General features: G+C 71.8%; 1 protein-coding gene. It reads right to left on the minus strand.

Going from position 1 to position 1,634, the window contains the following annotated elements:
* Window positions 1-1,634, minus strand: a 1,634-nt coding sequence (locus NP777_RS46770; RefSeq protein ID WP_256656302.1) for a condensation domain-containing protein, incomplete at both ends; no start/stop codon positions are given.

Here is a 1,634-nt window from a genome sequence, read left to right on the forward strand (position 1 = left end):
ATCAGCGTCACCGACAGATCGAAGCGGGCCACGGGGTCCGCGGTCGACGGAAGCGTGTCGACCTCCAGGCCGGGCAGCTCCCACTCCTCCGGCGCGGCGCCCTGGAGCGCCAACATGACCTGGAACAGCGGGTTGCGGGCCAGCGACCGCTCCGGGCTCAGCACGTCCACCAGCCGCTCAAACGGCACGTCCTGATGCGCGTACGCGGCCAGATCGGTCTCCCGCACCCGCGCCAGCACCTCGCTGAACGTCGGGTCGGCGCTGACGTCCGTCCGCAAGACGAGCGTGTTGACGAAGAACCCGGCCAGGGCGTCCATGGCCTCGTCCCCGCGGCCGGCGATCGCGGTGCCGATGGGAATGTCCGTGCCCGCGCCCAGCCGCGTCAGCAGCACGGCCAGGGCGGCCTGGGCGACCATGAACATGGTGGCGTTGCCCTGCTGGGCGACCGCCACCAGCCGGGCGTGGGTCTCGGCGTCCACCCGCAGGGGCACTGTGCCGCCCCGGAAGGAGGACGCGGGCGGGCGCGGCCGGTCGGTCGGCAGTGTCAGCTCCTGGGGGGCGTCGGCCAGGGCCGCGCGCCAGTAGTCCAACTGGCCGCTGATCACGCTGTCGGGGTCCTCGATGTCGCCCAGCACCTCGCGCTGCCACAGCGCGTAGTCCGCGTACTGCACCGGAAGCGGCTGCCACATCGGTGTGTCGCCCGCCCGACGGGCGGCGTACGCCACGCCGATGTCCCGGGCGAGCACGCCCATCGACCAGCCGTCCACCGCGATGTGATGCGCCACGATCAGCAGCACGTACTCCGTGGACCCGGTCGCCAACAGGCGTATGCGCCACGGCAGATCGGCACTCAGCTCGAAGCCACGCCCGGAGTGCGCCGCGAGTGCCGCGTCCAGTTCGTCCGGTGTGGTCTCCACGACGATCAGTGGCGGCCGACCCGCCTCGCCCTCCAGCACCTGCTGGCGCGGCTCACCATCGGTTTCCGGAAAGACCGTGCGCAGGCTCTCATGCCGGTCGGCCACATCGCCCAACGCGGCCTCCAGGGCGGCGATGTCCAGGTCTCCCGATATCCGTAAGGCCAGCGGCAGGTTGTAGCCCGCGCCTTCGCCGACGCCTTCGAGCCGGTTGAGGAACCACATCCGCTGCTGGGCGTACGAGAGCGGCAGCACCTCCGGCCTCGGCCGCGGTGTCAGCGCGGCCCGGATGGTGCCGTCCTCGGGGGCGTCGAACAGCCGGGCGACCCCGGCCACCGTCGGTGCCGCGAACAGCTCGCCGATCCCGATGTCGGTGTCCAGCACCGACCGGATACGGGCGATCAGCCGCATGGCCAGCAAGGAATCGCCGCCGAGCGCGAAGAACGAGTCCTCCGCACCGACCCGCTCCAGGCCCAGCACCTCGGCGAAGAGCCCGCAGAGGATCTCCTCCGTCGGCGTCGCCGGGCCCCGGCCGGAGGTGGTGCCGACGAAGTCGGGGGCGGGGAGGGCGGCGCGGTCGAGCTTGCCGTTGGCCGTGACGGGGAGTGTGTCAATGGCCATCACGGCGGCCGGGACCATGTACTCGGGCAGCCGTTCGGCCACGTACTCCCGCAGCCCAGTCAGGCCACTCTCGCCGTCGCTACTGTCATTGCCGTTGCG

The sequence above is a fragment of the Streptomyces rugosispiralis genome, from assembly GCF_024505145.1.
Taxonomy (GTDB): Bacteria; Actinomycetota; Actinomycetes; order Streptomycetales; family Streptomycetaceae; genus Streptomyces; species Streptomyces rugosispiralis.